Here is a 10,343-nt window from a genome sequence, read left to right as displayed (position 1 = left end):
CCCGAAGGGCGAACCCGGAATCTCGAGATTCTCAGGTGCGCAATTGCGCACCATAGTTCGATGCGTCGCATCGCCCCGGGATGACGGCGTATGGAAAGACGCGGCTAACCCGGCCGATAAGCTCCGGTCACGGGATCCTGCTTCAGGGTCTGGATGTGCCCCATATGGGCGGCCTCGGCGACGCGCGAGAGGCGCATCTCCTCCAGCTCCTGGTTGATCCGGACAGCGGTCTTGTAGGCCCAGCGGACCACGGCAAGCCCGCCCAGGACGCCCGCGAAAGCGACGAACGGCGGCATCTGTCGATCCTTGTCTAGTGCTCAGCCCCCACGCGCATTCTCGCGCAGACCGGGCCGCGCCGCAATTGGCTCGGGCCGGACCAAATGGCGCGGGAGGGCGTCGCCTAGAACCCGAATTTCGCCCAAATCGCGCGCGTTTCGATCGCCGAGATCAGCTCATCCGGCAGCCCCACCATTGATTCCAGGGCCGAAAGCTGGCCCGCGCCGGGCGATTTCCGCCCCAAAAGGCCGGACAGCAGCCCACTCGGCTGTGCGATCACGGGGGTGAGAACCTTCTCGCCATAGCGGGCACGAAGAGTTGAGCGGAGATCGCCGATCCCGTCGGCGAGCCCCAGCGCGATCGAGCTGTCGCCGGCCCAGTACTCGCCGGTGAACAGGGTGTCGTCGGTGCCCTTCAGCCGCGCGCCGCGGCTCTCCTTCACCAGCGAAATGAAGATCTGGTGGATCTCGCGCTGGAGCGCCTTCAGCTTCGCCACGTCGTCGGGGTTTTCGGGCAGGAACGGATCGAGCATCGCCTTGTGCGCGCCGGCCGTGTAAAGCCGCCGCTCGATGCCGAGCCGCTTGATCGCTTCCTGGAAACCAAAGCTGCCGCCGACCACGCCGATCGAGCCGAGGATCGAGGACGGATCGCAAAAGATCTCGTCGCCCGCGCAGGCGATCATGTAGCCGCCCGACGCCGCGACGTCCTCGACGAACACCAAAACCTTCAGCTTCTTCTCGGCCGCGAGCTGCTTGATGCGCAGATAGATCTGGCGCGACTGCACCGGCGAGCCGCCGGGCGAGTTGATCACCAGCGCCACCGCCTTGGCGTTCCGAATCGAAAACGCCCGCTCCAGCACCCGCGCGACGCCGGCGAGCGTCATGCCCGGACGCAGCGGCGTCACCGCGCCGATCACGCCCGACAGCCGCACCACCGGCACCACCGCCGTGCCCGGGCGGAAGCGCGCCGGGAGATATTGCATGAGCTTGTCGGCCAGGCCGGAACCCTCGCGATCGTTCAATTGTTCGGCCATGCCGTCACCCCTGATTAACCATTTCTTATCACGCGACTGTCATTGAAGTTGGCTGGAACGTGTTTTGCAAATTCCCCGTTGGGAAGCTGCAATAAGGCAGCGGAGGAAACGCCATGAAGATCTATCTGCTGTTGATGCTGATCGGTGCGCTTTTCACGGCGATTCGCTTCACCTCGCCGCAGGAGCAGCAGACGGAATCGCTTCCGCAGTAGGCCGTCACGGCTCCGCCAGCGGCAAGATCGCCCTCCCTTCCAGAATATCCTTCACCTCTTTTTTAGGCACGCGTGACTCGTCGTTAAGCATCAGGCCCGGCAGCAATCGCGTCGGGGCCCGGCCGCCTTTGACTGCGCGCACCAGCACGCGGATCGCGGGACGACCCGCCTCGCCATGAACCGGCAGGACCGACAGGCTGCCGAAGCCGCGTGACAGCGCTGCCAAAACCTCAGCTATCCCATCCGCGCGCCAGATCAAGGTCAGCACACCGCTCGATCGGAGGATGCGCCGCGCCGCATGCACCCAGGCATCCAGCGTCTCGCCCGTCGCCACATGCGCGACCTGCCGCGCCTGATCCGGCGAGCCGCGATGCCGCGTGGAATCGTTGAAGGGCGGGTTCATCAGCACATGATCGACACTGTCAGGCACAAGCCCATGGGCCGCGAAGGCCTGCGCATCGGCCGTGACGTCGAGCACGATCGCCTCGGCCGAAATCCCATTCGCCGCCGCATTGGCGCGCGCGAGCTCCGCCAGCTCCGGATCGATCTCGACCAGGCTGAGGCTGATGCCGGGCACGCGCCAAGCGAGCGCCAGCCCGGCGGTGCCGATGCCGGCGCCGAGATCGACCACGCGGTCGCCTGCCCGGGCCTCTGTCGCCGCCGCGAGGAGAATGGCATCGTGTCCGGCGCGGTGGCCGGACCGCTTCTGCTTCAGGCGCAGCTGTCCGCCGAGAAAGGCGTCCTCGGTGAGGTCAGCCGCGGCCTCAGTCATCGCCGCGCAATTCGTGGCTGAGGCCCGCCTCGGTCAGAAGCTGCCGGGCCTCGTGGGCGTCGTCCTCATGGACCAGGATCCGCCGCGGCAAAATGCCGAGCGAGCCCTCGATAACGCTCATGTTCTGGTCCAGCACCAGATGATGGATATTGGCGCCGTCGAGCAGCGCGCCGATCGCCGACACCAGCACCATATCGTTGGTCCGAACCAGTTCTCGCAAAACACAGGCCTCCTGCCTGACGGGGGTTAAGCGGCAATGTCAATGGTTCCACGGCCCTTGCCGCATCCGCGTCCAGTTTCTATTGTCTTTGCATCAGAATAGCCCCTCCGGGGCAAATATTGGAGACCGGCGTGGCCGTCATCGTACCTTTCGAAACCCCCGGCGCGTCGATCGAAGAGCTGGTTGCCCTTGTCGCCCCTGACATGGAGCGCGTCAACGCGACGATCCTGTCGCGGACCGGCTCCGAGGTGACCATGATCCCGGAAGTGGCCAACCATTTGATCTCCTCCGGGGGAAAGCGGCTGCGGCCGATGCTGACGCTGGCCATGGCCAACCTTGCCGGCTACAACGGCGACGGCCACATCAAGCTCGCCGCAAGCGTCGAGTTCATGCATACCGCGACCCTGCTCCACGACGACGTCGTCGACGAGAGCGAGATGCGCCGCGGCAGGCTGTCGGCGCGCATGCTCTGGGGCAACGAGGCGAGCGTGCTGGTCGGTGACTTCCTGCTCGGCCAGGCCTTTCGCATGATGGTCGAGGTCGGCTCGCTGCGCGCGCTCGACATCCTCTCCGCAGCARCCGCAACCATCGCCGAGGGCGAGGTGATGCAGCTCGCCGCCGCCAAGAACACCGCGACCACCGAGGACGAATATCTCGCCGTGATCCGCGGCAAGACCGCCGAGCTGTTCGCGGCCGCCTGCGAGGTCGGCCCCGTGATCGCCAACCGCCCGAAGGCGGAGCAGACCGCCTGCCGCTCGGTCGGCATGAATCTCGGCATCGCCTTCCAGCTCGTCGACGACGTGCTCGATTACGGCGGCAAAAGCGCAAAACTCGGCAAGAACACCGGCGACGATTTCCGCGAGGGCAAGATCACCCTGCCGGTGGTGCTCGCCTTCCGCCGCGGCAACGACACCGAGCGGGCCTTCTGGATCCGGGCACTCGAGCGCGGCGAGATCGGCGACACCGATCTCGACCACGCCCTCGGCCTGATGAACAAGCACCGCGCGCTCGAGGACACGCTGAGCCGCGCCCAGCACTACGGTGCCATGGCGGTCGACGCGCTGGCGCTGTTCCCGTCCTCGCCGATGAAGGGCGCGCTGGAGCAGGTCGTGGCGTTCTGCCTGGCACGGTCGCATTAGGTCTTCTCGTTTCGGCACGCTGCCCGCCTCACACTCGCCGTCGTCCCGGCGAAGGCCGGGACGACATCGTTGAGATAGCGCTCCTCTGCTCCCGCATCGTCATTGCAAGCGCAGCGAAGCAATCCAGAATCTTTCCGCGGAAACAGTCTGGATTGCTTCGCTGCGCTCGCAATGACGGAGTATGGCGCCCGGCCATCGTTCGCCAACTCGCATCTCAATTCGCAGCGACAGCTTCGCCGCTCGCTCCACCCGTGCATGCTTCTGCTCACCCGGTAACTTGCATTTTGCAAGCCACTCCCTTACCTTCCCGCCATGCAGCCCAAATCCCCCTCCATCCTGGAATGCCCGGTCGGCCGCGCCGTCGAAACGGTCGGCGAATGGTGGAGCATCCTGATCCTTCGGGATGCGTTTCAGGGCGCGACGCGGTTCGACGAGTTTTCGCAAAGTCTCGGGATCGCGCCGAACATCCTGTCACGGCGCCTCGCTCATCTCACCGACGCCGGCATGTTCGTGCGCCGCCGCTATCACGAGCGGCCGCCGCGTTACGAATATGTGCTGACGCAGAAGGCGCGGGATTTCTTCCCCGTGATCGCGACGCTGCTCGCCTGGGGCAACAAGCATCTCGCGCCGAAGGGCGAGGCCATCGTGCTGGCGAGCCGGGACGGCGTTCGTCCGCTCGATCCGGTCGTCGTCGACGCCGCCAGCATGCATCCGATCACGCTCGCCAACGCGGTCGTCGTCCCCGGCCCGCGCGCAAGCCGCGGGATGCGGCGGCGGCTCGCCTCGCTCAAGGCCATGAACCCGGCCGTTGCGCCGGCTGGAGACTGACATGCGTCGTATCGTCGTGACGGGAATGGGCGCGGTATCGCCGCTCGGCTGCGGTGTCGAACTGTCCTGGCGCCGGCTGCTCGCCGGTCAAAGCGGGCTGCGCGCCCTGCCCGAATGGTCGCAGGCGCTGCCGGCGCGCATTGCCGGCCTCGTGCCCGACAAGGCCAGCGACACCGACGGTGGCTTCGATCCGGCGCAGGCCGCGGCGCCAAAAGATCAGCGCAAGATGGACCGCTTCATCCTGTTCGCGCTGCTCGCCGCCGCGGAGGCGATCGCGCAGGCCAAATGGGCGCCCCAGGATGCAACGGCACTGGAACGGACCGCGACGATCATCGCCTCCGGCGTCGGCGGCTTCCCGGCGATGGTGGAGGCGGTGCGTATCACCGACCAGCGCGGTCCACGGCGGCTGTCGCCATTCACCATCCCCTCGTTCCTCGCCAATCTCGCCGCCGGTCACGTCTCGATCAAATACGGCTACAAGGGCCCGCTGGGGACACCGGTTACGGCTTGCGCCGCCGGCGTCCAGGCGATCGGCGATGCGGCGCGCATGATCCGCGCGGGCGAAATCGACGCGGCGATCTGCGGCGGCGCTGAGGCCTGCATCGATCTCGTCAGTCTCGGCGGCTTCGCGGCGGCGCGCGCGCTGTCGAGCGGGTTCAACGACGCGCCCGCGCGCGCCTCGCGCCCGTTCGATCGCGACCGCGACGGTTTCGTCATGGGCGAAGGCGCGGGCATTGTGGTGATCGAGGAGCTCGAGCATGCGCTGGCGCGCGGCGCGGCGCCGATCGCGGAGATCGTGGGATATGGCACCACGGCGGACGCCTATCACATGACGTCAGGTCCGCCCGATGGCGACGGTGCACGGCGCGCCATGGAGATCGCGCTGCGGCAGGCGCGGCTCGCGCCCGGCGAGTTGCAGCACCTGAACGCCCATGCGACGTCGACGCCGGCCGGCGACGAAGGCGAGCTTGGCGCCATCGCCGCGCTGTTCGGCCGCAACCGCAGCATCGCGGTGAGCGCGACGAAGTCGGCCACCGGTCATCTRCTCGGCGCGGCCGGCGGCCTTGAGGCGATCTTCACCGTGCTTGCCCTGCGCGACCAGATCGCCCCGCCGACGCTCAACCTCGAAAATCCAGATCCCGGCGCCGAGGGCATCGACATCGTCTCAGGCAGCGCGCGGCCGATGCCGATGCGGCATGCCATCTCCAACGGTTTCGGCTTCGGAGGGGTGAATGCCAGCGTGATCTTCCGCCGGTTCGGCTAGACGAGGACTTGCAATCACGCCGGGCATTGTTACCAAAGCGGGATGACCGAAACCAATTTCTGGCTGTTCCTGGCGGCCGCACTCGTCATCGCCGCCATTCCCGGCCCCGGCATCTTCTACGTCGCGGCGCGGACCTTGTCGGAAGGACGCGCGAGCGGCTTTGCATCGACCGCGGGCACAGCGCTGGGCGGCCTGGTCCATGTGCTGGCAGGCAGCCTCGGCATCTCCGCCATCATCCTCGCCAGCGCCGAGCTGTTTGCCGCCGTGAAGCTCGTCGGCGCGCTGTATCTGGTCTGGCTCGGCATCCGCACCTTTCGCAACGCCGGCCGCACGCTGTCGCTCGACAGTGAGGCCGTCGGCGACAAGCGCGCGTTCCGCGATGGCGTGCTGGTCGAGGCGCTGAACCCGAAGACCGCGGCATTCTTCCTGGCGTTCATTCCGCAGTTCCTCGATCCGGCATCCTCAAACCCGACGCTGCAATTCATCCTGCTGGGCGCGATCTCGGTCACCTTGAACACGCTCGTCGATGTCATCGTGGTGCTGATGGCCTCGGTGACGCGCACGCAACTGACCGGCCGGCCGCATCTGATGCGTCGCCTCACCCAGGGCTCCGGCGTCTTCATCGCGGGCCTCGGCGTTTCGCTGGCGCTGGCGCGGCGGCCGGCAAATGGCTAGCGTCCCGCACAGCCACTTCTATGAATCACACGGGCTGCGGCTGCATTATGCCGACTGGGGCAATGAGGGGGCGCCGGCCGTCATCCTGGTTCACGGCGGCCGGGATCATTGCCGGAGCTGGGACGTCATCGCCCGATCTCTGCAGCCGCATTTCCACGTGCTCGCGCCCGACCTGCGCGGACATGGCGATTCCGACTGGACCAGAGGCGGCAGCTACGCGCTGACCGAGTATGTGTACGATCTCGCGCAGCTCGTCCGCGCCGTCGCGGCGCCTCAGGTGATTCTCGTCGGCCATTCGATGGGCGGCATGGTGAGCCTGATCTTTTCGGGATCATTCCCCGAGCTGGTCTCGAAGCTGGTCGTGCTCGACGGCGTGACCATGTTGCCGGATACGCCGAAGCCGCCGGCGCATGAGCGCATCAGCAAATGGATCGGCCAGCTCGACAGGCTGCACGACCGCACGCCGCGTCGCTATGCGACCCTCGAGGACGCGGCGGCGCAGATGGTGCTTCACAACAAGCGCCTCGCGCGCGAACTCGCGCTGCATCTTGCAACGCATGGCTCACGACAGAACGAGGACGGCACCTATAGCTGGAAGTTCGATCCCTATCAGCGTGCCAGCGCACCGCACCGGCTCTGGCCGGACGACCACGTCGCGCTGTGGTCGCGCATCGCCTGTCCGACGCTGCTCCTGAATGCCGGCGAAAGCTTTCTGGCCGGCGCCAGGGCCGCGGGCCTGGAGCGTTACTTTCAACAGGCGCGCGTCGAGACCGTCGCCGGCGCCGGACACTGGCTGCAGCACGACAAGCCGCAAGAGGTGCTGGGCGCGATCCGAAAGTTTCTTGGGCTCGCCGAGGACGGCGCGGATTAGCTCCACCGCCGTAGGGTGGGCAAAGCGAAGCGTGCCCACCACTTCAATCGCGCGACCTGGATACATGGTGGGCACGGCGCTGTCGCGCCTTTGCCCACCCTACGGCGGCCGCGATTAGCTCAACGTCCCCGCATGCACCCACCAGCCGGGGTGATCGCTGCGGATCCTTTCGGCGGCGGCGTGCGTCTCGGCGGGCGCGCCGAAGATCGCAAAACAGGTCGCGCCCGAGCCGGACATGCGGGCGAGCTTGACGCCGCTCGATGCACGCAGCGCCTCCAGCACCTCGCCGATCACCGGCTCGATGCGCATCGCGGGGGCTTCGAGGTCATTGGCGACGGTTTCGAGAACGTCAACCCAATCGGCGATGGACGCGCCGTCTTCCGGCCAGGCCGGGGCGTCAAGGACGGAGGTGGCGCCCACCAGGAGCTCGCCATGACGCAGGCCCAGCGCCCGGAACACGTCCTGGGTCGCGACGGGCACGCGCGGATTGACCATGACGCAGGGCATGCTCGGCAACGCCAGCGGCAACAACTGCTCGCCGACGCCGGTCATGTCGCAGGCGCGCGAGAACAGGCACACCGGGACGTCGGCGCCGGTCGCGAGCGCGACCTTCTGCAGCCGGGGATCATCGAGCGACAGATTGTTGAGACGCGCCAGCAGCCGCAGCGCCGCAGCCGCATCGGCCGAACCGCCGCCGATGCCAGCCGCAACGGGGAGCACCTTGTCGAGCGCGAACGCTCCAAACTTCAGCCCCGGCACGGCTTCGGCCAGAAGCTTCGCCGCCTTGAACACGAGATTGTCGGCGGTATCGCCGCACGCCGCAGCCAGCGGTCCGGTGGTGGCGAGCTTCAGCTCACCGCCCGGCTCCAAGGTGAGCCGATCGGCGCAGTCCGCAAAGGCAACCACGCTTTCGAGATCATGATAACCGTCGGCACGACGGCCGACGACGCGAAGGCTCAGATTGACCTTCGCCCGTCCTTCTTCAATCAACGCCGGCATTGGCGGCACGCCCCCGAAACTCATCCTCGTTCGCGCATGATCTTATCGGAAAACCGCTGCACACTTTTCCGGATCATGCGCCCCAGATCAACCGCCCTTGCCGTCGTCCTTCTTCTTATCGGCCTGCGCGGCCGAGGAATTCGAATCGTCGGTCAGCCCGTTCGCGATCTTGGCCTCGATCTTCGGCAGATCGTCGGGCTCGGGCTTGAGATCGCGCGCATGCGCCCACTGGAACTTGGCCTCCAGCGTGCGGCCGACGCGCCAATAGGCATCGCCAAGGTGATCGTTGATGGTGGGATCCTCGGGCTTGAGGTCGATCGCGCGCTCGAGGTTCTTCACCGCCTCCTCGTAATTGCCGATGCGGTAGTAGGCCCAGCCGAGGGAGTCGACGATGTAGCCGTCGTCGGGACGCTGCTCGACGGCGCGCTTGATCATCTTCATGCCGTCGTCGAGGTTGACGCCCTGGTCGATCCAGGAATAGCCGAGATAGTTGAGGACATGCGCCTGGTCGGGCTGGAGCTCGAGCGCCTTCTTCATGTCGGCTTCGGCCTTGCCCCACTGCTTGGAGCGCTCCTCGCAGATGCCGCGATAATAATACCAGACGCTGTTGGCCTTGTCGTTGCCGGCCGGCAGCACCTCGATGCCTTGCGAATAGGTCGCACCGCAGTCGCCGAACCTCTTGCGGCCGCGCTCGAGATTGCCGAGCGCCATGATGGCTTCGAGGTCCTTGGGATCCTCGCTCACCACGCCCTTGAGGATCTTGATCGCCTCGTCGGTACGGTCGGCGGAATCCAGATCGACGGCGAGCTGGATCTGCGCGTTGCGCTTCAACGGCGACGACGCCGGCACGCGTTCATAGACCTTGATCGCCATCTGCGGCCGCTTCACCGATTCATAGAGGTCGGCGAGCGACAGCAGCGCCAGCGGATGGCTGGGCTGGAGATAGAGTGCGAGCTGGAGGTAGACCAGCGCCAGATCCTCGCCGCCGCGGCGGGTCAGCGTGGCGCCGATGCCATACAGCGCTTCGGCCGCACCGGCTTGCGCGGAATCGGCTAGCGGCGGCATCTTCCTGCCGGCCTTGGTCTCGCGCAGGCCTTCCACGATCAGCGGATGACGGGCGAGCTTCTTGTCGAAGGCCTGGTAGACGGTGGTCGCGGCGGCGGAATCCTTGTTGCGCGACAGCCAACGCGCATAGGCCTCGGTGACGCGCAGCATGGAATCGTCGAGCTTGTAGGCGCGCTCGAAGCGGGTGCCCGCATCCTTCTCCTTGCCGGAGAGTTCGAGGATCATGCCGGCGTGGAGATCCTTGAACAGCGGGTACCATTCGGGACCAGCCAGCTTGTCGATGGTGGCGACACCGCCCTTGGCGTCGCCTGCGCCGTAGGCGGCCCAGCCCGACAGCAGCGTCGCGACCAGATCGGTGATCGGCCCGCGGATCGACTGGTTGATGTTGGTCTGGGCGGTCGCATACTTCTTGAACTTGAGATCGTGCACGCCGACGACGAGGCGCGCGACGCGGTTGGTCTTGTCGATGGTGAGAATGCGCTCGGCGAGCTTGACCGCTTCATCGATGTCGCCATCGGCGACCGAGGAGATGAAGGCGCGGTCGAGCAGCTCGTTGTTCTTGGGATCGGTGCGCAGCGCCGAGCGGTAGAAGGCGGCGGCGGACGCCGCGTCGCGCTCGACGCTGGCGTGGCGGGCGGCAAGATAGCTGCCGGCGGTGGTGAGCGACTTCAGATCGTTGCGGGTCGGAAACTGCGCCGCCGTGTTCTCCGGATGATCCGGCGTCTGCGCCATGACCCTGCCGGGGACCGTCGCGATCGCTGTGCCCATGAGGGCGATGGCGGCAACAGTCCAGCGGTTGAAACGATTTGAAAACATCAGGGCTCGCCTTGAGTTGGTAGTGCCTGGGTTTGGAGCAAAGGCCGTCTCGCATGCGAACGCGGCCGGCGACATCGGGACCCGGAACCGTCAGGGCCGGACAATGCCGCTTTTGGCGCTTCACCGCAAGGATTCGGACCGGACGATCCCCCTCCGCACGCCCCAAATCGGCC

General features: G+C 66.6%; 11 protein-coding genes. 5 read left to right on the top strand and 6 right to left on the bottom strand.

Translation table 11 applies throughout. The features are described 5' to 3' along the window. Positions 1-104 precede the first annotated feature (104 nt). The 4 genes from ACXJL8_RS22690 to ACXJL8_RS22675 all read right to left on the bottom strand — a co-directional run bounded on the left by ACXJL8_RS22690 (position 105) and on the right by ACXJL8_RS22675 (position 2,513). Entirely contained in the window at positions 105-296 is a 192-nt protein-coding gene (locus ACXJL8_RS22690; protein ID WP_456622988.1) for a hypothetical protein, read from the bottom strand. A gap of 104 nt (positions 297-400) precedes the next feature. Then, positions 401-1,309: a S49 family peptidase gene (locus tag ACXJL8_RS22685; protein WP_456622989.1), complete on the bottom strand. Its 909-nt coding sequence runs from the start codon at positions 1,307-1,309 to the stop codon at positions 401-403. Positions 1,310-1,525: 216 nt separating this feature from the next. Then, a complete protein-coding gene (locus tag ACXJL8_RS22680) occupies positions 1,526-2,293 on the bottom strand; it encodes a tRNA1(Val) (adenine(37)-N6)-methyltransferase (RefSeq protein ID WP_456622990.1) in 768 nt (255 codons plus the stop codon). Then, positions 2,286-2,513, bottom strand: a complete 228-nt coding sequence (locus ACXJL8_RS22675) for a putative signal transducing protein (RefSeq protein WP_456622991.1) — start codon at positions 2,511-2,513, stop codon at positions 2,286-2,288. The genes ACXJL8_RS22680 and ACXJL8_RS22675 overlap by 8 nt, the downstream gene beginning before the upstream one ends. A gap of 131 nt (positions 2,514-2,644) precedes the next feature. Here ACXJL8_RS22675 and ACXJL8_RS22670 point away from each other — a divergent pair, with 131 nt between their 5' ends. The 5 genes from ACXJL8_RS22670 to ACXJL8_RS22650 all read left to right on the top strand — a co-directional run bounded on the left by ACXJL8_RS22670 (position 2,645) and on the right by ACXJL8_RS22650 (position 7,290). Further along, on the top strand, positions 2,645-3,652 hold the full coding sequence (locus tag ACXJL8_RS22670) for a polyprenyl synthetase family protein (RefSeq protein WP_456685624.1): 1,008 nt from the start codon (positions 2,645-2,647) through the stop codon (positions 3,650-3,652). A gap of 312 nt (positions 3,653-3,964) precedes the next feature. Then, a complete protein-coding gene (locus tag ACXJL8_RS22665) occupies positions 3,965-4,480 on the top strand; it encodes a winged helix-turn-helix transcriptional regulator (protein WP_456622993.1) in 516 nt (171 codons plus the stop codon). Position 4,481: 1 nt separating this feature from the next. Continuing rightward, complete coding sequence (fabF, locus tag ACXJL8_RS22660; RefSeq protein ID WP_456622994.1) at positions 4,482-5,744, top strand: beta-ketoacyl-ACP synthase II; 1,263 nt, start codon at positions 4,482-4,484, stop codon at positions 5,742-5,744. A gap of 42 nt (positions 5,745-5,786) precedes the next feature. After that, entirely contained in the window at positions 5,787-6,419 is a 633-nt protein-coding gene (locus tag ACXJL8_RS22655; protein WP_456685623.1) for a LysE family translocator, read from the top strand. Beyond that, on the top strand, positions 6,412-7,290 hold the full coding sequence (locus ACXJL8_RS22650) for an alpha/beta fold hydrolase (RefSeq protein WP_456622996.1): 879 nt from the start codon (positions 6,412-6,414) through the stop codon (positions 7,288-7,290). Before ACXJL8_RS22655 ends, ACXJL8_RS22650 begins: the two co-directional genes overlap by 8 nt. 114 nt (positions 7,291-7,404) lie before the next feature. Here the strand turns inward: ACXJL8_RS22650 and ACXJL8_RS22645 are convergent, their stop codons facing one another. Both ACXJL8_RS22645 and ACXJL8_RS22640 read right to left on the bottom strand, forming a co-directional pair. Continuing rightward, on the bottom strand, positions 7,405-8,289 hold the full coding sequence (locus ACXJL8_RS22645) for a 4-(cytidine 5'-diphospho)-2-C-methyl-D-erythritol kinase (protein ID WP_456622997.1): 885 nt from the start codon (positions 8,287-8,289) through the stop codon (positions 7,405-7,407). An 87-nt stretch (positions 8,290-8,376) separates the two neighbouring features. Then, on the bottom strand, positions 8,377-10,170 hold the full coding sequence (locus tag ACXJL8_RS22640; protein WP_456685622.1) for a tetratricopeptide repeat protein: 1,794 nt from the start codon (positions 10,168-10,170) through the stop codon (positions 8,377-8,379). Positions 10,171-10,343: the final 173 nt, after the last annotated feature.

It is taken from the genome of Bradyrhizobium sp. P5_C11_2 (genome assembly GCF_054049755.1).
Note: the sequence above shows the minus strand (reverse complement) of the source record. Positions and strands in the feature narration are given on the sequence as shown.

Coding starts and splice junctions, on each gene's coding strand:
- ACXJL8_RS22690 (WP_456622988.1), bottom strand. CDS start 296: ATGCCGCCGTTCGTCGCTTTCGCGGGCGTCCTGGGCGGGCTTGCCGTG.
- ACXJL8_RS22685 (WP_456622989.1), bottom strand. CDS start 1,309: ATGGCCGAACAATTGAACGATCGCGAGGGTTCCGGCCTGGCCGACAAG.
- ACXJL8_RS22680 (WP_456622990.1), bottom strand. CDS start 2,293: ATGACTGAGGCCGCGGCTGACCTCACCGAGGACGCCTTTCTCGGCGGA.
- ACXJL8_RS22665 (WP_456622993.1), top strand. CDS start 3,965: ATGCAGCCCAAATCCCCCTCCATCCTGGAATGCCCGGTCGGCCGCGCC.
- ACXJL8_RS22655 (WP_456685623.1), top strand. CDS start 5,787: ATGACCGAAACCAATTTCTGGCTGTTCCTGGCGGCCGCACTCGTCATC.
- ACXJL8_RS22650 (WP_456622996.1), top strand. CDS start 6,412: ATGGCTAGCGTCCCGCACAGCCACTTCTATGAATCACACGGGCTGCGG.
- ACXJL8_RS22645 (WP_456622997.1), bottom strand. CDS start 8,289: ATGCCGGCGTTGATTGAAGAAGGACGGGCGAAGGTCAATCTGAGCCTT.
- ACXJL8_RS22640 (WP_456685622.1), bottom strand. CDS start 10,170: ATGTTTTCAAATCGTTTCAACCGCTGGACTGTTGCCGCCATCGCCCTC.